Raw genomic sequence first — 19,452 nt, forward strand, 5'->3', positions numbered from 1 at the left:
CAACCTATGCGTCATTACGAAATCGTATTCATGGTGCACCCTGATCAAAGCGAGCAAGTTGCTGGCATGATCGAGCGTTACACTGCTGCTATCAAAGATTCTGGTGGTCAAATTCACCGTCTAGAAGATTGGGGCCGCCGTCAAATGGCTTACCCAATTAACAAACTGCACAAAGCACATTACGTTCTTATGAACGTAGAAGCTGAGCAGGCTGTTGTTGACGAGCTTGAGTCAAACTTCCGCTTCAACGACGCAGTGATCCGTAACATGATCATGCGTACTAAAAACGCTGTTACTGAGCCATCTCCAATGATGAAGGCTAAAGAAGAGCGTTTCACTAAGCGTGAAGATCGTGCTGAAGCACAATCTGAAGGCGAAGCAGCTGCTGAGTAATTTGTTTAAATGACTAATCGTCTGGTGTTGACTGGTACTATTGCCAAGCATCCCAAGCGAAGCCAATCTCCGGCAGGCATTCCTCATTGTCACTTTGTGCTTGAGCATCGTTCTGTGCAGCGGGAAGCTGACTTACCACGCCAAATATATTGTTATATTAACGTGGTAATCAGTGGTAAAGGTCAACAAATACTCACTCAAGATTTAGTTGTCGGAAGCAATATTAAGGTGGAGGGATTTATCTCTTACCAAACCGGCCGTAACGGTATCGGGAAATTAGTTTTGCATGCCGATCATATTGACTTAATTTAGATCAGGAGATAGCCCATGGCTCGTTTCTTCCGTCGTCGTAAGTTCTGCCGTTTTACTGCAGAAGGCGTACAAGAGATTGACTACAAAGACGTAGCAACTCTAAAAAACTACATCACTGAAGCTGGTAAGATTGTACCTAGCCGTATCACTGGTACTCGCGCTAAATACCAGCGTCAGCTAGCTCGCGCTATCAAGCGTTCTCGTTACCTAGCACTTCTACCGTACACAGATAAGCATCTGTAAGCGGCAGTCGTTTTTAGAACTTAATAGAGGACAAGATAATGCAAGTTATTCTACTTGATAAAATCGCTAACCTAGGTGGCCTTGGCGACCAGGTTAACGTTAAAGCGGGCTACGCTCGTAACTTCCTTATCCCACAAGCTAAGGCAGTTATGGCGACTAAAGCGAACGTTGAAATGTTCGACGCACGTCGTGCAGAGCTAGAAGCTAAAGTTGCTGAGCAACATGCTGCTGCTGTAGCACGTGCTGAAGCACTAAACGCGCTTGAAGGTGTTGTTATTGCATCTAAAGCTGGTGACGAAGGTAAACTATTCGGCTCAATCGGTACTCGTGACATCGCTGAAGCAGTTTCTGCTGCAGGCGTTGCACTAGTTAAGAGTGAAGTACGTCTACCTGAAGGTGCACTACGTACGACTGGCGAATTTGAAGTTAGCGTTCAGCTAAGCTCAGACGTATTCGCAACTGTTAAACTAAACGTTGTTGCTGCAGAGTAATCGCTTTTAGCTTTAATAGTAAAAAACCAGCCTTCGGGCTGGTTTTTTTATATCTGTTATTTGGAATGTTGCTAATTAAAGCGTATAAATGATCGATATCGTAGTGGTTGAATCAGAGTTTTTCATGGTTTCTGGCACCCAAGAATAATAGGTCTGGGTATAACCAATATTTAAAGCGATATTATCGGTAATGGCATTAGTCGCATTTAATGAGCTTTCAATAGTCGTGTTACTTTTACCTGATACCATATTTACTTTGGCACTTAATGTGAGCGTTTTAAGTGGCTTCCATTGCATATCAACCGTACTTTGCAGTACCGCCTCATTGACGACCTCTTGTTTAACAATACTGTCACTCTTGATCTCATCAAGATTGGGGTCTTGATGGCGAAAGCCAGGACCTATATCGACTAAGGTTTGAAACGTCTCATAACTAAAAAGACGATAACCGATACCTGTTGAAATCAGTGAATCTGCATAATAGGGCCCATAGCGGTCATCAATATAACTGCCATTGCCATACCAGTAATACCCATCACGGATCATACGCTTTGCTTTTAAGCTGGTTGATAATTTGCGCTTATCTTCTTCGCCATTTTTCTTTGCCATAATATATTTGGCATCGGCAGTAGTTTGATAACGACCTTTGGTATAGGTGAGCGCAATATTACCATTCATGGTCTGAGAATTAGAATTACCCGATAGCGATTGATAACCTAAGCCGATACTACTGGTCAGTGGTGAGGGTTCGTCTGAGACATCAGTTGTTGGTGTTTCACTAGCATTGGCTGCGGTAGTGGCAAGCAATAGCAATGTGAGTATATATCTTGCCAAAAGACCTCCGCTGGCAGCTGGTGTAACAATAAAAATATTAAGCGCAGCATTCTACCGTAAATTTGTCAGCTTTTGGTTAGGAATGCGGGTCATACTTTTGGTTAAATTAAAAAGGAGGATAATTGTTACCGTTACAAGTGCGCAATCGTCATGGTTTATAGCTACGCTGGAGCAGGGGATAGGTTATACTATCGAGCTCCGTTCTTGGTTTTGGTAAATGCACAATTGCTATGACAGATAATCGTAAATCGAAACAATTAAAAGATAATCAAATGGACGCCATTAAGATGCCACCGCATTCGCTTGAGGCTGAGCAATCAGTGCTTGGCGGTTTAATGTTGGATAATGAGCGTTGGGATACTGTTGCTGAGAAAGTCGTTGCAAAAGACTTTTACAGCCGTCCTCATCGGATTATTTTTGAGGCAACCGCAGCCTTATTAGAAGGTGGACAGCCACTTGATTTGATCACGCTGTCTGAACATCTTGAGCGCTCTGATAAGCTAGATGATGTCGGTGGGTTTGCTTACCTTGCCGAGTTAGCTAAAAATACGCCATCGGCAGCCAATATTTTAGCGTATGCTGATATTGTAAGAGAACGCGCGCTGATCCGTGACATGATAGGCGTCGCCAATGAAATTGCCGATGCTGGTTATGATCCACAAGGGCGCACCAGTGAAGACTTACTGGATATGGCTGAAAGTAAAGTTTTTGCCATCGCCGAGCAACGCACTAACGATAAAGAAGGCCCGCAAAACGTTGATACTATTTTAGAACGGACACTTGAGCGAATTGAGTTGTTGTATCAATCGCCGCAAGATGGTGTAACGGGAGTATCAACAGGCTTTACTGATCTCAATAAAAAAACGGCGGGCTTACAGGGCTCTGATTTAATTATTGTTGCGGCACGTCCATCGATGGGTAAAACCACCTTTGCGATGAACTTGTGTGAAAACGCCGCCATGGATCAAGAAAAGCCGGTTTTAATTTTCTCGCTAGAAATGCCCGCAGAACAAATCATGATGCGTATGTTGGCATCATTATCGCGTGTCGATCAAACCAAGATCCGTACCGGGCAATTAGATGATGAAGATTGGGCTCGAATATCATCAACAATGGGTATTCTGATGCAAAAAAAGAATATGTTCATTGATGATAGTTCAGGTCTAACACCGACCGAAGTACGTTCACGTGCACGCCGTATTGCGCGTGATAATGGCGGTTTGAGCATGATCATGATTGACTACCTTCAGTTAATGCGTGTCCCTGGCTTACAAGAAAACCGTACGCTTGAGATCGCTGAAATCTCACGCTCGCTAAAAGCATTAGCAAAAGAATTGAATGTGCCCGTTGTTGCTCTGTCTCAGCTTAACCGTTCATTGGAGCAACGTGCAGATAAACGTCCTGTTAACTCTGATTTGCGTGAATCTGGCGCCATTGAGCAGGATGCTGACTTAATCATGTTTATATACCGTGATGAGGTTTATCACGAAGATAGTGCCCTTAAGGGGATTGCTGAAATTATCTTAGGTAAGCAACGTAATGGTCCGATTGGTACTGTACGTTTAACCTTCCAAGGCCAGTTTTCACGCTTTGATAACTATGCTGGCCCAGCCTTTGATGAAGAGTAAGCCTTAAAATTTATTTAGGATATTGGATGAAAGCTGCAACTGCACATATTGATACCCAAGCTTTGGCACATAACCTGAGTCAAATCCGCCTACAGGCCCCAAACAGTAAAATTCTGGCGGTTGTTAAAGCCAACGCATATGGGCATGGGTTGTTAGATGTGGCGAAAAGCCTTACCGATGTTGATGCCTATGGTGTTGCACGAATAGAAGAAGCATTAACGCTGCGTGCGGGCGGAGTAGTAAAACCCATTTTATTATTAGAAGGTTTTTACGCGCCAACCGATTTACCGGTATTAGTCACTAATAATATCCATACCGTGGTGCATTCGATTGAACAACTAGAAGCACTTGAGCAAGCTGACTTAGACGCTCCAGTACGAGTATGGGTGAAAATTGATACTGGTATGCATCGCTTAGGGTTACGTCCAGAGCAAGTACCTCAATTTATGCAACGTTTAAATGACTGCAACAATGTTGCTAAGCCATTACGCTTTATTAGCCATTTTGGTAACGCTGATGATTTAAGTAGCGATATCACTGTTAACCAAATTGAGTGTTTCTCAACGTTAACTAAGCCTTATGAAGGTGAGCGTTCACTAGCAGCATCTGCTGGTGTTTTAGCATGGCCTGATAGTCATTTTGAGTGGATTCGACCTGGTATTATTATGTATGGTGTATCGCCATTTGATCAATTGGACCGCATGGCATCGAGCTACAACTTACAACCAGTGATGACGTTAACCTCAAGTTTAATTGCGGTGCGCGAAGTCAAAAAAGGTGAGCAAGTTGGCTATGGTGGTATATGGACCAGTGAGAGAGATACTAAAGTCGGTGTGATTGCAATTGGCTATGGTGATGGCTATCCACGTTGTGCGCCAAATGGTACACCGGTGATGGTTAATGGCCGTATTGTTCCAACCGCTGGTCGTGTTTCGATGGATATGCTAACGGTTGATCTGGGGCCTGATGCAACAGATAAAGTTGGTGATGAAGCTACATTATGGGGTAAAGGTTTACCCGCGGAAGTGGTGGCCCAATACACTGGTGTGATCGCGTATGAGTTAATGACTAAGTTAACACCTAGAGTCGCGATGACTTATTCATAATCAACGTGATAGTAGTAGCCGCGGCATTGTCCGCGGCTTTTAGTTGTTATTCGCCTTGAACAGTAATAACAATGCGTCGTGAGCCACCGTGATCGCGGTGCTCACCTAAGTAAATTCCTTGCCATATACCTAACGCGAGTTGACCATCAGTAATTGGAATATTAATACTATTACCAAGTAGTGAGGTTTTAATATGGGCAGGCATATCATCATCACCTTCATAAGTATGTTGATAAAAAGTCGCACGCTCAGGAACACTGTGATTAAAATGCGCCTCCATATCATCACGAACAGTTGGGTCTGCATTTTCATTAATGGTTAAGCTGGCTGATGTATGCTGAATAAAGCAATGTACGATCCCAACCTTTAATGATTGAATTATTGTTAAATTTTGCTCTATCTCGGCGGTTATTAGATGAAACCCTCGCGCTCTCGGAGTAAGATGAATCGTCTTTTGATACCACATAGCTATTTACCTATCGGTGAAACCTTTTAGTCTAATTAGTGATTACCATTATCATCTTATTGATAAATACAGGTATGATGCTGTCATATTTTCGTGATTTGACGCAATGACGATAATGTTATTTTAAAGTCATAATTAGTTGTAACAGATAGCATTATTATTAGATACCTAGCCTGCTAGGTAACAGGCATAGATCAAGGATCTTTCGAAGGTGATATGATTCGAGGGATGAACATAACAACATCGGGAACATTATTATGTTAAAGAACATTAATCCAACGCAAACCAATGCATGGCAAGCCCTGACAGCTCATTTTGAACAAGCTCAAGATTTTGAATTAAGTGATTTATTTGCTAATGATAGCGAGCGTTTTGCCAAGTTTTCTGCTCAATTTGGTTCTGATATTTTATTAGATTACTCAAAGAACCTGATCACAGAAGAAACTTTGACTAAGTTGTTTGCACTAGCAAAAGAGACCGAGTTAGAGGCCGCTATTGCAGATATGTTCAACGGCGTGAAAATTAACCGAACTGAAGATCGTGCTGTGCTTCATGTTGCGCTACGTAACCGCAGCAATACGCCAATCATTGTTGATGGTGAAGATGTTATGCCAGCGGTTAATGCCGTATTAGCTAAAATGGAAAGCTTCACAAATCGTATCGTGAGCGGTGAGTGGAAAGGCTATACTGGTAAAGAAATTACTGATGTCGTTAACATCGGTATTGGTGGTTCAGATCTTGGTCCTTACATGGTTTCTGAAGCGCTATCTGCGTACAAAACCCGTCTAAACATGCACTTTGTTTCTAACGTTGATGCAACCCATATTGTTGAGACGCTAAAAGACTTAAATCCTGAAACAACATTATTCTTAATTGCATCAAAAACATTTACCACTCAAGAAACCATGACTAATGCGCTATCAGCACGTGATTGGTTCTTAGCAATGGCCGAAGATAAAGCCCACGTGGCGAAGCACTTTGCAGCGCTTTCTACGAATGCAGAGTCAGTGGCTGAGTTTGGTATCGATACTGATAATATGTTTGAGTTCTGGGATTGGGTAGGTGGCCGTTACTCACTATGGTCTGCGATTGGTCTTTCAATTAGCTTAGCGGTTGGTTTTGATAACTTTGTTAAGTTACTTGAAGGTGGTCATGCAATGGATAACCACTTTGTTCAAGCACCGCTAGAGCAAAAGTTACCAGTGATCTTGGCGTTAATTGGTATTTGGTACAATAATTTCCACGGCGCTGAAACAGAAGCTATTCTTCCTTACGACCAATATATGCACCGTTTCCCTGCTTACTTCCAACAAGGTAACATGGAGTCTAATGGTAAGTATGTTGATCGTGGCGGTAAACCAGTAGATTACCAAACTGGTCCTATCATTTGGGGCGAGCCTGGTACCAATGGTCAACATGCGTTCTATCAGCTTATTCACCAAGGTACTAAATTAATTCCATGTGACTTTATTGCACCGGCAATTAGCCACAATCCATTAGGTGATCACCATCCTAAACTAATGGCTAACTTCTTTGCTCAAACAGAAGCATTAGCATTTGGTAAGAGCCGCGAGACAGTAGAAGCTGAATTTGTTGCTGCAGGTAAATCACAGCAAGAAATCGATGAGTTAGCTGAATTTAAAGTGTTTGAAGGCAACCGTCCAACGAACTCTATTCTGCTTAAAGAAATTACACCATATACATTAGGCGCGTTGATTGCGTTATATGAACACAAAATCTTTACTCAAGGTGTTATTTGGAACATCTTTAGTTTTGATCAGTGGGGTGTAGAACTTGGTAAGCAGCTGGCTAACCAAATTTTACCTGAGCTAAATAGCAACGAAAGTGTTGTGAGCCACGATAGCTCAACCAATGGCTTGATCAATGCATTTAAACAATGGCGTGCATAATGCCGATTATTGGTTAAAGAGTTAGCCGATAAAATAAAACGCCGCAATCATTATGACTGCGGCGTTTTTTATTTTTTGCTTTTTGTACTGTTATAGTGCAACAACATCACTAGCTTGGGGGCCTTTCTGACCATCAGTTACGATAAACTCAACACTTTGGCCTTCACGTAATGTTTTACGTCCTTGAGCCTGAATAGCACTGAAGTGAACAAACACATCTTTACCATCGGCAGCAGAAATAAAACCAAAGCCTTTATCGTCGTTGAACCATTTTACGGTTCCAGTCAGTTTACTCATGTACGTCTTTCCCTTATAGACTAATAGTAGTAGTCATAGCTAATAGGTAACTAGGTGCTTATGACTGGCTCAGTCTAGATCGAATTTATGACAATGAGTAGTTTTTTATTATGCTTTTATGTTTGAGCTAACGTTAATTAATACTGTGTTTAATATCATCACGATAGTTTGTGAATAGCGAAAGAGTGCTACCACCATTTGTGATAGCACTAACATTGGATTAGTCGTGGTTAGCTTGCTGGCATTTATGGCAAATACCATGGCTTTCAATTACGTGATGCTTACTCGTAAAACTATATTGCTCTGATTTTATACGTAACAGCTTTGCTAGTTCATCATCGTGAGTTTCTTCAACAAATCCACATTTATCACAAATTAATAATTGTGAGCAATGCTCTGCATGACCTAGCACACAACAGGCAATATAGCTGTTGGTTGACTCTACTTTATGCACAAACCCTTGTGCTAATAGAAAATCTAAAGCGCGATAAACCGTTGGTGGTTTAGCTTGGGGTTCTGATGCTTTAAGTAAATCAAGTAATTCATAAGCGCTAATAGAACTATGATGATTAATGATCAGTGCCAGTACTTTTAATCGCTGGGGTGTCATTCTTACCCCGCGTTGATCACAGAGCAGTTGTGCTTTGGCTAGCAGTTGAGTTTGAACCGTCATAGAGCCTCAAAAAAACGTCATTATGTTGTTATTTTATCACAGCTACTTGAAAACATACTCACACTTAGTATGCAATAGCGATGATGAAAGAGATTACGTGTTAATGATCACGTTATCATCAATGATAATCGTTATAGTGGCTTATAAATGTATGGAGGATAGTTGCGGTGTTTAGTTATTATGATGGTAGATTTGATTCTATTCGTGGCCGTATATCGCATCTAATTCAGTGTTAATTTATATTTAATGAGGGGTATGATCATCATACAAATAGCCATTAATATAAGATTAGAAAAACTAATGTCTAGGTAGTGTTTTTTTCATTTCTCAACTAATACAAAATACCTATAATGACGCCCATCGAAACGTGACCGATGCCTTAAATATTTAGAAATTAGGCGATGGTTATACATAAATAGCTTAATCTTTAAGGTAGAAAAATGTCTGGTATCATTAATAAAATCGTTGCTCTTTACACGCCTGTATTCTCTTCAATGTACAAAAGCGGTAACATGACTAAGTAACGTTTTTGTTGTTAGCCAAAGCATTGCTCTGACGTTAACAAGAATATTGAAAAGGCCTTGAACAAACGATTGTTCAAGGCCTTTTTCGTTATTAAATATCCTCCACAATCCTCGTATTATTCTATCAAGTACTATTCTGAAATTGTTTGATAACCTACTTATCATTATCGAGTGTGCTACACATATGGTTACATTTTATTGAAGGTGTTAATGTTATTTAGTTACAGCTGTTCAGGCTCGAGTAAGATAACTAATATCCTTATAATTCATTAAGTTGCGGTACAGTTAACCTGTTTTAGTTTACGAGTGACAAATAAATTCAACACTTAAAACACGTTGTAAGTTATTTATCTATAAACGGTGTTACCGTAAACAAAAGGAATTAAATAATGAAAAAAAGTCTATTAGCAGTGGCATTATTTTCAAGCGTATTATCATCAAATGTGATGGCACAAAGTAATCTAGAAAGCTTTATTGGTGGCGGTATAGGATATCAAATAGATACCTTTAAAGGCGATGCAAAAAAACATAGCGAGGATGCCAGTTATCAATTACGTGCCGGTGTTATTGTCAATGACCACCATCGTTTGAGTGCGACATATGGTTATAAAAAAGATCGTTACTCGATTGAGGACGCTAAAGCAAAGCACACTCAAAACCTATTCTTAGCTTCTTATGACTATTTAATGCCTGTCACTTCTACAATTAACCTTTTTGCAGGCCCGTCAATGGGAATTTCACATGATCGTATCTCATACTCTAATGCTGGTGCACAAAGTGCGACTGATTTTGTTTGGGGGGGGCAAGTAGGTGCAAATATCCAATTGACGAATACCATTTCTAGCGATTTAACTTACCGTTATTTAGATCAAAATTATAGCCAAGCCAATACACGTCTAAAAGCAACTGAACAAGTTGTATGGTCTGTCGATTATAAATTTTAGTTCTAAAGTAAAATAACTTTTGGCGTTCGAAACTCTATCCGTGGGTTTCGAGCGTTTTTTTGGTTTAGGGTAACAATGGTGACAGTGACTATTTTAAGGTAGAATCCGCGCCTCAAACGATATTTTAGGACAGTTCGTGGCTCCTAAATTGTCCCTCATCCGCTTCTTTATTGCTAAAAAAGCCTAAGTAGGATGAAGTATATTGCAATACCCGTAGGTGGTATTTGCTATAACCACTTAATATTTAAGGAATATTGTAGTATGTATCCTACCGCTCGTTTTTCCGTCGCACCGATGCTGGATTGGACTGATCGTCATTGCCGTTACTTTCATCGTTTAATGAGTAAAGAAGCATTGTTGTACACTGAAATGGTAACAACAGGCGCGATCATCCATGGTAAAGGTGATTTCTTAGCGTATAACGAAGAAGAGCATCCATTAGCGTTACAACTAGGTGGCTCAAACCCAGTCGATCTTGCGCGGTGTGCAAAGTTAGCAGTTGAACGTGGATATGATGAGATTAACTTAAACGTTGGTTGCCCCTCTGATCGTGTTCAAAATGGTATGTTTGGCGCTTGCTTGATGGGTGAAGCGGATCTTGTGGCACAATGTGTAGCAGCGATGCGTGAAGTCGTTGATATTCCTGTTACTGTAAAAACTCGTATTGGTATTGATGATCAAGATTCTTATGAGTTTTTAACCCACTTCATTCAAACGGTATCAGAGAAAGGCGGCTGTGATAACTTTACTATTCATGCCCGTAAAGCTTGGCTAAAAGGCTTAAGTCCAAAAGAAAATCGTGAAATTCCAGAACTGGATTACCCACGTGTTTATCAATTAAAGCAAGATTTTCCACAGCTGACGATGGCAATCAATGGTGGCATTAAAACTTTTGAAGAAATGGAGCAGCATCTCCAGCATCTTGATGGTGTGATGGTCGGCCGTGAAGCATACCAAAGCCCATACTTAATGGCTGAGGTTGATCAGCGCTTATTTGGTAGTGATCGTCCTGTAATGAAACGTCGCGAAGTGGTTGAGGCGATGTATCCTTATATCGAACGCCAACTCGCGAATGGCTCATATTTAGGCCATATTACTCGTCATATGTTAGGTTTATTCCAAAGTATGCCTGGTGCGCGTCAGTGGCGCCGACACATTAGTGAAAATGCCCATAAGCCAGGAGCTGGTATTGAAGTGGTGCAACAAGCACTAGCAAAAATTCCTGCTGAATTAGATGTGTAGCGCTATTTTAACGGTATAGATTAATGTGGTGAATTTTACGAGTGTAAGGTGAAATTGACTAATAAATGGTAAACGCCAATATTTGATATATTGGCGTTTTTTTATATCTATGAAAAATAAACAAAATAATTAATTTAGAGTTGGCGTGGATTGTGCAGTATTGTAGGTAATAATTAATTCAGCACTGTGGCTTTATGTGAATGACGCAGTAAAAGAAAAGGATAATCTATGTTTGAGTTTCTGTTTTTAGTCGCTTTTACCTTGGTGTTGGTGTTTACCGGTGTCAGTTTGATTGGATTATTGATTGCTGTTGCTGCGGGGTTTGCCGTGATGGCGGTTGTTGGAATGTTAGGTTTGGTATTTAAACTGCTACCATGGATCATTGTTATTGCGTTGGGGATTTGGTTCTTTCGTGAGCGTAACGCTGATAAACAGCAGGCCTCACGTCATCGTCGCTATTAACTGCGATTGGTTGCAGAGTTTTTATACGGCTTCTGATATAATTTTGTGCGATTAATTACATAAAATGTTAAAGAGCGGAGACTCGGCATGAAAAAAGTGGTGCTTTCAATTGCAGCAGCAATGACGCTAGCGGCAGCCCTTCCAGCCCAAGCTGATACCTTATTAGGTGTCAAAGTGGGTGCGGATGCATGGTTTACAAATGCAAAAGTAAATGGTCATAAAAGTGATGATACCTCAACATCTTATTACGCATCTTTAGAGCATTTTATCCCTTTAGTGCCTAACGTGATGGTACGTTATAACGATATTGATACTGGTAATGTGAATTTTGAGCAAAGTGATTTCACCGCTTACTATGAAATTCTTGATAACGATTTAGTCGCGCTTGATTTAGGTGTAACAATGACTAAGTTTGCTGGTGTTAAAATTCAGCATCAGAACAGTTTTAGTGATTGGCAGCCAACAGTTTACGCTGCTGCCGAGTTAGGTATTCCAGCAACACCACTTGCAGTTTTTGCTCAAGCGAATGCAGGTAAGTATGACGGCACGCGTTTGTTTGATGGTCAAGCGGGCGTGAAATACAGCTTAGGTTTGATTGCTGCTGATCTTAATCTACGTGCGGGTTACCGTATGATGGATTATGACTTTAAGAAATCTGATTCAAGTGATGTAGAGCTAAACGGATGGTTTGCTGGTGTAGAAGTTGATTTTTAATTAACTGTTAACCAATATTCTGTGATCCAGTTATAAAACCACGATTATTTCGTGGTTTTTTTATTGGCGCTAATTGGGTTTATGTACCACTTTTAAAGGTAAGTAAACTGATTAGTAATATCGGTATTAGGGGGAGTAAGTGATGACATTGACTGAATTGAAACACCTATATGCTCGCCAAGATCTTGTTGAGGCATTGGTCGAGCCATCGATTAATAGCGGTTATATTGTTGAATTTCGTCACCGTCGTGGTGGTTTAGTACCATTAACGGATATCACGGGTAGTGAGCAATGCTATGGTGATATCGATAGTGCGACACAGCAGGCTTTTGATGTTGGTTTTCAACAGGTTAGAATAGCTGACGAATATTAAATATTACTTACTTGCCCTGATTTAAAAACCAAATAGTGATATCACTGTTTGGTTTTTTTGTGCGATTAACCTTACAAATGGTTATAAAACATTCTTATCTATTCTTTCTTGTTATTAGCTTAAATAGCTACTCTAACATAACGCAATGAATAGGGATCGTCGTGCTATGTCAATCAATCAACTATCAGCTTTAGCTAGCCCACTCAATGATCAACAAATAGATCAACTCAAGTTAGCGGCTGCAGAATCATCACCCCAACAGCTGGCTTGGATCAGTGGTTATTTTTGGGGCTTGAGTCAATCTCAATCGCCAGCAGCAACTGCTACCCCTTCGTCAAATGTACTTGCCGCAGCCAAGCCTGCAGGCCAATTAACCATTATTTATGCATCACAAACAGGCAATGCCAAAGGGGTTGCTGAAGCGTTACAACAACAAGCTCAGGCACAAGATATTGCCGTTAAGCTGGTTTCTGCTGGTGATTTTAAAGGTAAAAATCTGGCTAAAGAAACCCATGTCATCATTGTTGCTTCAACACATGGAGAAGGTGAGGCTCCTGATGATGCCGTTGAGTTACATGAGTTTTTACAATCAAAAAAAGCGCCTAAATTACCAGACTTACATTATGCCGTTATTGGTTTAGGGGATTCGAGTTATGAGTTTTTCTGTCAAACGGCAAAAGATTTTGATCAATACCTAGCAAAATTAGGTGCTCAGCCAATGCTAGAGCGATTAGATTGTGATGTTGATTATGATGCAGCAGCGGCTGAATGGCAGTTGCAGGTATTGGAAAAAACCCAACAAACGTTATCAACCGGTGCAGCCGAAGTGGTGCAATTACCTGTAGGCCAACATCAAGCTGCGACTACGGTTTATAATAAACACCACCCATTTAGTGCCAGTTTATCGGTTAGCCAGAAAATCACTGGTCGTGGTTCAGACAAAGATGTGCGTCATATTGAAATTGACTTAGAAGAGTCAGGGTTAACTTACCAACCAGGTGATGCACTCGGGGTATGGTTTGAAAATGACCCCCAATTGGCAGATACCATTTTAGCTAAACTTGGCTTAGAAGCTGATACTTCAGTCTATGTTGATGGCAGCACTTTAAGCCTGCGTGATGCACTCATTACTCAATATGAAATTACCGCATCAAATCCACAATTTGTAACTAAATATGCGGAACTTTCAGGTAGTAAAAAGTTACAAAAGCTGGTGGATGATCGTGAAAAGTTGCGCAAGTATGCTGCCAAAAATCAAATTATTGATGTACTCGCTGAGAAGAAGACATCCTTAACCGCAGCGCAATTACTCGGTTTATTACGCCGTTTAACGCCCCGTTTATATTCTATTGCCTCAAGCCAACAAGAAGTAGGTGAAGAAGTGCACTTAACCGTTGGTGTGGTTGAGTTTGAAAAAGCGAATGAGCAACGCCAAGGTGGCGCATCAAGCTTTTTAGCCCAGCGCTTAGAGCAAGGTGATGCAGTGAAAGTGTTTGTTGAAGCCAACAATAACTTTAAATTGCCTGTCGATGATAATACGCCAGTGATCATGATTGGTCCGGGAACCGGTATTGCACCGTTCCGTGCCTTTGTTCAAGAGCGTGAAAACCGTGAAGCAAGTGGTAAGAATTGGTTATTTTTTGGCGATAGAACCTTTACTGAAGATTTTCTCTATCAAGTTGAGTGGCAAAAATATTTAAAATCTGGAGTTGTGACTCAGATGGATGTCGCTTTTAGTCGCGATCAAGCCGAGAAGGTGTATGTTCAGCAACGCATTTTAGAGCAATCAGTACAGGTATGGCAGTGGTTACAACAAGGCGCACATGTTTATGTCTGTGGTGATGCAACTCATATGGCAAAAGATGTTCATCAAGCCTTGTTAACTGTGATTGAGCAGCAAGGGAATAAAACGCGCGAGCAGGCTGAGCAGTATCTTAACGAGCTGCGTAAGGATAAGCGCTATCAAAGGGATGTGTACTAATGACAGAGCAAAAATTATCAGATAACGAACGTCTAAAGCGCGAGAGTAATTTTCTTCGTGGCACCATTGAACAAGATCTTGGGGATCGCATTACCGGTGGCTTTACCGCTGATAACTTTCAGTTAATTCGCTTTCATGGCATGTATCAGCAAGATGATCGTGATATTCGTGCTGAGCGTGCCAAGCAAAAATTAGAGCCACTCCAAAATGTAATGTTGCGTGCGCGTATGCCGGGAGGAGTGATCACACCCAAGCAATGGCTTGCGATTGATAAATTTGCCGATGAGCACACCTCTTATGGCAGTATCCGTTTAACAACTCGTCAAACGTTTCAGTTTCATGGGGTACTAAAACCTAATATTAAGCTGATGCACCAAACGCTAAATAAAATGGGTATTGATTCGATTGCAACAGCAGGAGATGTTAACCGTAACGTGCTGTGTACCACCAATCCCGTAGAATCTGAACTTCATCAACAAGCGTATGAGTGGGCGAAAAAGATCAGTGAGCACCTATTACCTAAAACCCGTGCTTATGCGGAAATTTGGTTAGATGGAGAAAAACGAGAAACAACTGATGAAGAACCAATTTTAGGCAGTAATTATTTGCCGCGGAAGTTTAAAACCACGGTGGTTATTCCGCCGCAAAATGATGTTGATGTTCATGCCAATGATCTTAACTTTATTGCGATTGCAGACAATGGCCAATTAGTTGGTTTTAATGTTTTAGTCGGTGGTGGACTGGCAATGACTCACGGTGATCACTCGACCTATCCTCGTCGTGCTGATGATTTTGGTTTTATTCCATTAGAGAAAACATTAGATATTGCAGCAGCGGTAGTCACCACTCAACGCGATTGGGGAAATCGTTCCAACCGTAAAAATGCCAAGACTAAATACACCTTAGATCGCGTCGGTAGTGATGTATTTAAAGCCGAAGTTGAAAAGCGTGCTGGGATTAAGTTTGAGGACAGTCGACCTTATGAGTTTACCGAACGTGGTGATCGTATTGGTTGGGTTGAAGGTATCGACGGTAAGCATCACCTAGCGCTGTTTATTGAAAATGGACGTTTATTAGATTATCCAAATAAGCCACTAAAAACAGGTGTGGCTGAGATTGCTAAGATTCATCACGGTGATTTTCGCATGACGGCTAACCAAAACTTAATTGTTGCGGGTGTATTGGCAAAAGATAAAGCCAAGATTGAGCAGATAGCCCGTGATCATGGTTTGATGGATGACAGTGTCAGTGAACAACGTAAAAACTCAATGGCTTGTGTTTCGTTGCCAACTTGTCCACTGGCGATGGCGGAAGCTGAACGTTTTCTGCCTGAATTCGTGACTGACGTTGAAGGAATTTTAGCAAAACACGGCTTGAATGAAGATGAGAATATTATTCTGCGTGTCACAGGGTGTCCAAATGGTTGTGGCCGCGCGATGTTGGCTGAAATCGGCCTCGTAGGTAAAGCCCCAGGACGCTATAACCTTCATTTAGGCGGTAACCGTAACGGTACTCGTGTACCAAAAATGTATCGCGAGAATATTACCGTAGCTCAAATTATGGATGAAATGGACAGTTTAGTTGGACGCTGGGCAACGGAGCGTCAACAGAATGAAGGTTTTGGTGATTTTACCATTCGCGCTGGCATTATTGATGAAGTAAAAATATCGATGAGGGATTTCTATGCCTAAATTTCAACTGGCTGAGTTGCTTGAACTGCCAAAAGTGAGTCAAATTATTCAGTTGGCTGAGATTAATGCCATGCTGGAGACACTGACAGCGCAACAACGAGTACAATGGGCATTAGAGAACCTTGAGGGGGAGTTTGCGTTAGCTTCTAGTTTTGGAATCCAATCGGCAGTGATGCTACATTTGGTCACGCAAGCGAAAGCGAATATTGTAGTGGTGCTAACCGATACCGGGTATTTATTTCCTGAAACCTATCAGTTTATTGATAGTTTAACCAAGCAGTTAAACCTCAATCTTCATGTCTACAGCGCCAAACAAAGTGCCGCATGGCAAGAAGCACGTTATGGTCAATTGTGGCTACAAGGTGTAGATGGGATTAAACAATATAACCAGCTTAATAAAGTCGAGCCAATGCGACGAGCATTAAATGAACTCAATGTGAGTACCTGGTTTTCTGGTTTACGCCGTGAGCAAGCAGATTCTCGAGCGACATTGCCAGTGTTAGCGATTCAAAATGGGCGGTTTAAATTTTTGCCAGTGATAGATTGGAGTAATGAAGATATCGATGCTTACTTGCAACAACACGGGCTACCTTATCATCCATTAAAACAGCAAGACTATTTATCGGTCGGGGATACCCATACCACCGTTAAATGGCAACCGGGTATGACCGAGCAAGAAACGCGCTTTTTTGGTCTTAAGCGTGAATGTGGATTACATGAAGATAATGATACCGAATCGCATGGTTCTGGTATTTGATACTCCGATAAATATCGACGTTTAATAAAAAAACAAGGCAGCGTTTAGACGCTGCCTTGTCGGTTATTGCTGTTGAGTCTGCTTATTTTGTAGCAGCAGCAGCTGGTGCCCAAACTTTATCTAATGCACCTAAAAGGGCATTACTTGCACCTTGCTGGCCTAAGAATTGAGTGATAACGGGAATGAATTTATTGATCATGCTTGGATCCATTCCGAGCAATGAGAATACTTTATCAATATTAGCTTGGTTACTTAGCAATTGACCTAATCCCATTGGTAGTGAGTCTGTTAGCTTTTCAGCACCAGGGATTAATTTTGAAAGTTCATTGCCTTGTGGGCCTGAAAGTTGGCTTGCTGCTAAGCCTAATAAAGCACCTGCGCCACCTGCAGCTTGTTCAGGTTTGACACCAAGCTCAGAAATAAGATTTTTTGTCAGTGGGTTATCTGCGATCTGTTGGGTAATTTGATCACTGTTTTCTCCCCCTAAAGCACTCGTGACATCAGATAGGCTGAATGCATGGCTCATTGCACTTGATGATAATAATGCAACTGCAGTGAGAGTCGTTACGATACGACGTTTTTTCATTGAGAGACTCCTTAGTAAAGATAAATACCGAAGTCTTTAAAATTAGAAATTGACTTGGGTATGTCAATCCTAGTGAAGATTTATCAAATTGTAATGCTTTTTTTATTGGTTAACAGTTTATTGCAATTATAAAAAACGGCGCTTAAAGCGCCGTTTATTTATATGTTCAGCTTACGATATTAAAGAATATCTAGTAGCTCAACTTCAAATACTAGTGCCGCATACGGAGGGATTGCAGCACCTGCGCCGCGCTCACCGTAAGCAAGGTTTTGTGGAATAGATAGTTTCCACTTAGAACCTACAGGCATCATTTGAAGAGCTTCAACCCAACCAGCGATCACGCCAGTTACAGGGAATTCTGCAGGTTGGCCACGAGATACAGAGCTGTCAAAAACAGTGCCATCTGTTAGCATACCGTGGTAATGCACACGAACTTGCTTGTCAGAAGTTGGAATTTCACCGTTACCTTCAACTAGAACTTCGTATTGAAGACCTGAATCAGTAACTGTAACTTCTGGACGCTGTGCATTTTCAGCTAAGAATGCTTCACCGTCAGCAGCAGCTAGTTTAGCTTGCTCTTGACGTGCAGCGTCTGCTGCTGTGTGAAGTTCACGTAGTGCATTGTTGATTTCGTCAACTTCGATTTCTGGCATCTCGCCAGCAAGAGAAGCTGCAATACCTTTAGCAATTGCTGCTACGTTTAGGCCTTCAAGACCACTTTGTGCTAGTTGTTGGCCCATTTGTAGACCAATACCGTAGCTTGCTTTAGTCTCAACTGTATCTAGTTTAACGTCAGACATTATTGTCATCTCTTAATGTAGAATGAATTAAAGTAAGCAGGATAACAGTTTCGCCCCCATCGGGTAAATGTTTGTAACTAATATTCGCTAATTGCGTGACATATGAAGCTTCGGAGTGCTGTATATGGGAAAGGTAAATCGCCGTTCAAATAAAAAAAACGGCCGCCGTCAACCGCCAGTAACATTTAATATTGGTGTGATGAAGGCAAAGTGTGGTGAGCGTATAGCTGGCATTGGTCAGGTATGGCAGCGTTTTCCACGTTTTCATCGCTGGGCGTTGATCATTTTAATTCCGATATTTATTGGCGTGTTAATGTTACCGTCAGAACAGGAATTAGAAGGAGGGGCGGGTAATGTACCGATGCGACGTGATATCTCACTAAACCTAGGCAATAGTGATGTTGCAAGCCAAGTTAGCTCCGGTCCAAATATTCAGGCAGAAAATAATCCTGATGGCAGTGGTAAGCAAAGAGTGGTTAAACGTACCGATGTAGTATTAGATAGCGCTGACATTAAAGAAGATGCAGGAATGAAAGCTACAGGGGGAATGGAAGATCGCGGCCCGGCACCAGAGCGTAAACCTATGGCATCAAAAATTTACCCAATTAATGGCGGTAAAGTCTATACCATTGATCCTACAACCCATAAACCTGTCGTAGTATCAAAAGCGGCTCCACCTAAAGCCCAGCCGACATCAGTGGTAGCGAACCAACCTGCGGGTATTGCTGGTAAGTGGTACAGTTTAAAAGTGCCGGCTGGAGAAACACTAGCGAATATTTTCCGTGATAAGAATTTACCGTTAGGTGATCTTTATGCAATAGCGAATATTGAAGGTGCGGGTAAGCCAATTAGCCGTATTCAAGCCGGACAAACATTACGTTACCGTCAAAATAGCCAAGGTAAAATTGACGGCTTACAAATTCAAGGCAATGGTATTTCTGCGTCATATGCAAGAAATGCGAGTGGACGTTTCTATCGTCAATAAATTCGATTGTAATTGGATCTAAACCAACCAGCCGCCAATG

Annotated in this window: 22 protein-coding genes; 16 read left to right on the forward strand and 6 right to left on the reverse strand. The window is 41.3% G+C overall.

Features of this window, described 5'->3' with window-relative positions:
• Positions 1 to 6: 6 nt before the first annotated feature.
• Genes rpsF through rplI form a run of 4 tightly spaced genes read left to right on the forward strand, consistent with a single transcriptional unit; the run spans position 7 to position 1,439 of the window.
• The gene (rpsF, locus tag PMAL9190_RS16165; protein WP_036788814.1) at positions 7 to 393 is read left to right on the forward strand and encodes a 30S ribosomal protein S6; all 387 of its coding nucleotides are present in this window, start codon (positions 7 to 9) and stop codon (positions 391 to 393) included.
• Between the two features lie 9 nt (positions 394 to 402).
• Entirely contained in the window at positions 403 to 705 is a 303-nt protein-coding gene (priB, locus tag PMAL9190_RS16170; RefSeq protein WP_060998697.1) for a primosomal replication protein N, read from the forward strand.
• Positions 706 to 720: 15 nt separating this feature from the next.
• Positions 721 to 948 carry a 30S ribosomal protein S18 gene (gene rpsR / locus PMAL9190_RS16175; protein WP_005421136.1) on the forward strand — a complete coding sequence of 76 codons (228 nt, stop codon included), beginning with the start codon at positions 721 to 723 and terminating at the stop codon, positions 946 to 948.
• Between the two features lie 38 nt (positions 949 to 986).
• Positions 987 to 1,439 carry a 50S ribosomal protein L9 gene (rplI, locus tag PMAL9190_RS16180; protein WP_087846069.1) on the forward strand — a complete coding sequence of 151 codons (453 nt, stop codon included), beginning with the start codon at positions 987 to 989 and terminating at the stop codon, positions 1,437 to 1,439.
• A gap of 75 nt (positions 1,440 to 1,514) precedes the next feature.
• Here the strand turns inward: rplI and PMAL9190_RS16185 are convergent, their stop codons facing one another.
• Entirely contained in the window at positions 1,515 to 2,273 is a 759-nt protein-coding gene (locus PMAL9190_RS16185; RefSeq protein WP_087846070.1) for a DUF481 domain-containing protein, read from the reverse strand.
• 230 nt (positions 2,274 to 2,503) lie between these two features.
• Here PMAL9190_RS16185 and PMAL9190_RS16190 point away from each other — a divergent pair, with 230 nt between their 5' ends.
• Together PMAL9190_RS16190 and alr are read left to right on the forward strand one after the other, a co-directional pair.
• Complete coding sequence (locus tag PMAL9190_RS16190) at positions 2,504 to 3,901, forward strand: replicative DNA helicase (RefSeq protein ID WP_036788807.1); 1,398 nt, start codon at positions 2,504 to 2,506, stop codon at positions 3,899 to 3,901.
• 26 nt (positions 3,902 to 3,927) lie between these two features.
• Positions 3,928 to 5,007, forward strand: a complete 1,080-nt coding sequence (gene alr, locus PMAL9190_RS16195; protein ID WP_087846071.1) for an alanine racemase — start codon at positions 3,928 to 3,930, stop codon at positions 5,005 to 5,007.
• A 46-nt stretch (positions 5,008 to 5,053) separates the two neighbouring features.
• On the opposite strand, the gene PMAL9190_RS16200 is transcribed toward alr, so the two are convergent.
• Positions 5,054 to 5,473, reverse strand: a complete 420-nt coding sequence (locus PMAL9190_RS16200) for a secondary thiamine-phosphate synthase enzyme YjbQ (protein WP_087846072.1) — start codon at positions 5,471 to 5,473, stop codon at positions 5,054 to 5,056.
• A 257-nt stretch (positions 5,474 to 5,730) separates the two neighbouring features.
• Between PMAL9190_RS16200 and pgi the strand changes: the two genes are divergently transcribed.
• Positions 5,731 to 7,383, forward strand: a complete 1,653-nt coding sequence (gene pgi / locus PMAL9190_RS16205) for a glucose-6-phosphate isomerase (protein ID WP_087846073.1) — start codon at positions 5,731 to 5,733, stop codon at positions 7,381 to 7,383.
• Between the two features lie 90 nt (positions 7,384 to 7,473).
• On the opposite strand, the gene PMAL9190_RS16210 is transcribed toward pgi, so the two are convergent.
• Positions 7,474 to 7,680, reverse strand: coding sequence for a cold-shock protein (locus tag PMAL9190_RS16210; RefSeq protein ID WP_087846074.1), 207 nt, complete (start codon positions 7,678 to 7,680; stop codon positions 7,474 to 7,476).
• Positions 7,681 to 7,900: 220 nt separating this feature from the next.
• A complete protein-coding gene (gene zur / locus PMAL9190_RS16215) occupies positions 7,901 to 8,353 on the reverse strand; it encodes a zinc uptake transcriptional repressor Zur (RefSeq protein WP_087846075.1) in 453 nt (150 codons plus the stop codon).
• Between the two features lie 913 nt (positions 8,354 to 9,266).
• Here zur and PMAL9190_RS16220 point away from each other — a divergent pair.
• From PMAL9190_RS16220 to PMAL9190_RS16255, 8 genes are all read left to right on the forward strand, one after another.
• Positions 9,267 to 9,821, forward strand: coding sequence for an outer membrane beta-barrel protein (locus PMAL9190_RS16220; RefSeq protein ID WP_200813434.1), 555 nt, complete (start codon positions 9,267 to 9,269; stop codon positions 9,819 to 9,821).
• Positions 9,822 to 10,082: 261 nt separating this feature from the next.
• Entirely contained in the window at positions 10,083 to 11,063 is a 981-nt protein-coding gene (gene dusA, locus PMAL9190_RS16225; RefSeq protein WP_087846077.1) for a tRNA dihydrouridine(20/20a) synthase DusA, read from the forward strand.
• A 228-nt stretch (positions 11,064 to 11,291) separates the two neighbouring features.
• Entirely contained in the window at positions 11,292 to 11,525 is a 234-nt protein-coding gene (pspG, locus tag PMAL9190_RS16230; RefSeq protein ID WP_060998710.1) for an envelope stress response protein PspG, read from the forward strand.
• 87 nt (positions 11,526 to 11,612) lie between these two features.
• Positions 11,613 to 12,239 (forward strand): TIGR04219 family outer membrane beta-barrel protein, encoded by a 627-nt coding sequence (locus PMAL9190_RS16235; RefSeq protein WP_065167958.1) that lies wholly within the window; start codon positions 11,613 to 11,615, stop codon positions 12,237 to 12,239.
• A 142-nt stretch (positions 12,240 to 12,381) separates the two neighbouring features.
• Positions 12,382 to 12,612, forward strand: a complete 231-nt coding sequence (locus PMAL9190_RS16240) for an RNA-binding protein (RefSeq protein WP_065167957.1) — start codon at positions 12,382 to 12,384, stop codon at positions 12,610 to 12,612.
• Between the two features lie 166 nt (positions 12,613 to 12,778).
• Positions 12,779 to 14,593, forward strand: a complete 1,815-nt coding sequence (locus tag PMAL9190_RS16245) for an assimilatory sulfite reductase (NADPH) flavoprotein subunit (protein ID WP_087846078.1) — start codon at positions 12,779 to 12,781, stop codon at positions 14,591 to 14,593.
• Positions 14,593 to 16,284 (forward strand): assimilatory sulfite reductase (NADPH) hemoprotein subunit, encoded by a 1,692-nt coding sequence (gene cysI, locus PMAL9190_RS16250; RefSeq protein WP_087846079.1) that lies wholly within the window; start codon positions 14,593 to 14,595, stop codon positions 16,282 to 16,284. Before PMAL9190_RS16245 ends, cysI begins: the two co-directional genes overlap by 1 nt.
• Positions 16,277 to 17,041, forward strand: a complete 765-nt coding sequence (locus PMAL9190_RS16255; protein WP_087846080.1) for a phosphoadenylyl-sulfate reductase — start codon at positions 16,277 to 16,279, stop codon at positions 17,039 to 17,041. Before cysI ends, PMAL9190_RS16255 begins: the two co-directional genes overlap by 8 nt.
• A gap of 82 nt (positions 17,042 to 17,123) precedes the next feature.
• Here the strand turns inward: PMAL9190_RS16255 and PMAL9190_RS16260 are convergent, their stop codons facing one another.
• Both PMAL9190_RS16260 and bamJ read right to left on the reverse strand, forming a co-directional pair.
• Positions 17,124 to 17,627: a DUF2780 domain-containing protein gene (locus PMAL9190_RS16260; RefSeq protein WP_087846081.1), complete on the reverse strand. Its 504-nt coding sequence runs from the start codon at positions 17,625 to 17,627 to the stop codon at positions 17,124 to 17,126.
• A 179-nt stretch (positions 17,628 to 17,806) separates the two neighbouring features.
• A complete protein-coding gene (gene bamJ / locus PMAL9190_RS16265; RefSeq protein WP_060998717.1) occupies positions 17,807 to 18,427 on the reverse strand; it encodes a BamJ family beta-barrel-assembly machinery protein in 621 nt (206 codons plus the stop codon).
• A 124-nt stretch (positions 18,428 to 18,551) separates the two neighbouring features.
• Between bamJ and PMAL9190_RS16270 the strand changes: the two genes are divergently transcribed.
• Positions 18,552 to 19,412, forward strand: coding sequence for a LysM-like peptidoglycan-binding domain-containing protein (locus PMAL9190_RS16270; RefSeq protein ID WP_087846082.1), 861 nt, complete (start codon positions 18,552 to 18,554; stop codon positions 19,410 to 19,412).
• Positions 19,413 to 19,452 lie beyond the last annotated feature (40 nt).

The sequence above is a fragment of the Photobacterium malacitanum genome (assembly GCF_900185615.1).
Taxonomy (GTDB): Bacteria; Pseudomonadota; Gammaproteobacteria; order Enterobacterales; family Vibrionaceae; genus Photobacterium; species Photobacterium malacitanum.

Coding starts and splice junctions, on each gene's coding strand:
- PMAL9190_RS16240 (WP_065167957.1), top strand. CDS start 12,382: ATGACATTGACTGAATTGAAACACCTATATGCTCGCCAAGATCTTGTT.
- cysI (WP_087846079.1), top strand. CDS start 14,593: ATGACAGAGCAAAAATTATCAGATAACGAACGTCTAAAGCGCGAGAGT.
- pgi (WP_087846073.1), top strand. CDS start 5,731: ATGTTAAAGAACATTAATCCAACGCAAACCAATGCATGGCAAGCCCTG.
- pspG (WP_060998710.1), top strand. CDS start 11,292: ATGTTTGAGTTTCTGTTTTTAGTCGCTTTTACCTTGGTGTTGGTGTTT.
- PMAL9190_RS16260 (WP_087846081.1), bottom strand. CDS start 17,627: ATGAAAAAACGTCGTATCGTAACGACTCTCACTGCAGTTGCATTATTA.
- dusA (WP_087846077.1), top strand. CDS start 10,083: ATGTATCCTACCGCTCGTTTTTCCGTCGCACCGATGCTGGATTGGACT.
- rplI (WP_087846069.1), top strand. CDS start 987: ATGCAAGTTATTCTACTTGATAAAATCGCTAACCTAGGTGGCCTTGGC.
- rpsF (WP_036788814.1), top strand. CDS start 7: ATGCGTCATTACGAAATCGTATTCATGGTGCACCCTGATCAAAGCGAG.
- PMAL9190_RS16200 (WP_087846072.1), bottom strand. CDS start 5,473: ATGTGGTATCAAAAGACGATTCATCTTACTCCGAGAGCGCGAGGGTTT.
- bamJ (WP_060998717.1), bottom strand. CDS start 18,427: ATGTCTGACGTTAAACTAGATACAGTTGAGACTAAAGCAAGCTACGGT.
- priB (WP_060998697.1), top strand. CDS start 403: ATGACTAATCGTCTGGTGTTGACTGGTACTATTGCCAAGCATCCCAAG.
- zur (WP_087846075.1), bottom strand. CDS start 8,353: ATGACGGTTCAAACTCAACTGCTAGCCAAAGCACAACTGCTCTGTGAT.
- PMAL9190_RS16220 (WP_200813434.1), top strand. CDS start 9,267: ATGAAAAAAAGTCTATTAGCAGTGGCATTATTTTCAAGCGTATTATCA.
- PMAL9190_RS16210 (WP_087846074.1), bottom strand. CDS start 7,680: ATGAGTAAACTGACTGGAACCGTAAAATGGTTCAACGACGATAAAGGC.
- rpsR (WP_005421136.1), top strand. CDS start 721: ATGGCTCGTTTCTTCCGTCGTCGTAAGTTCTGCCGTTTTACTGCAGAA.
- PMAL9190_RS16190 (WP_036788807.1), top strand. CDS start 2,504: ATGACAGATAATCGTAAATCGAAACAATTAAAAGATAATCAAATGGAC.
- alr (WP_087846071.1), top strand. CDS start 3,928: ATGAAAGCTGCAACTGCACATATTGATACCCAAGCTTTGGCACATAAC.
- PMAL9190_RS16270 (WP_087846082.1), top strand. CDS start 18,552: ATGGGAAAGGTAAATCGCCGTTCAAATAAAAAAAACGGCCGCCGTCAA.
- PMAL9190_RS16235 (WP_065167958.1), top strand. CDS start 11,613: ATGAAAAAAGTGGTGCTTTCAATTGCAGCAGCAATGACGCTAGCGGCA.
- PMAL9190_RS16245 (WP_087846078.1), top strand. CDS start 12,779: ATGTCAATCAATCAACTATCAGCTTTAGCTAGCCCACTCAATGATCAA.
- PMAL9190_RS16255 (WP_087846080.1), top strand. CDS start 16,277: ATGCCTAAATTTCAACTGGCTGAGTTGCTTGAACTGCCAAAAGTGAGT.